Consider the following 265-nt stretch of genomic DNA (forward strand, 5'->3'; position numbering starts at 1 on the left):
CTAGTATTCGATCCAGCTGAACCCCCTGATTGATGTTGGTTAATTCAGGCTTGAGCATGATGAGAACATGATGTTGATTCACATCCTGATGTTTTTTGACTTCGTACGGTTGAATTGTCACTGTCAAAGGCTCTTGTGTATTCACACATGCATGGACTGCATCAATGACTTTTTTTTTCATCTTTTTTACCACATTGTAACGCCTTTAAAAATTAAATCCTTTGTGACATCGCCCATTGAATGAACAGCCTTCATGACGAGATTT

Annotated in this window: 1 protein-coding gene; it reads right to left on the reverse strand. The window is 38.5% G+C overall.

Going from position 1 to position 265, the window contains the following annotated elements; genetic code table 11:
- On the reverse strand, nt 1–181 hold a 181-nt coding region (locus SB756_RS31000; RefSeq protein ID WP_410913360.1), incomplete at its 3' end, for a hypothetical protein.
- Nucleotides 182–265: the final 84 nt, after the last annotated feature.

The sequence above is a fragment of the Pseudomonas sp. SIMBA_068 genome (genome assembly GCF_046534705.1).
GTDB lineage: Bacteria > Pseudomonadota > Gammaproteobacteria > Pseudomonadales > Pseudomonadaceae > Aquipseudomonas > Aquipseudomonas putida.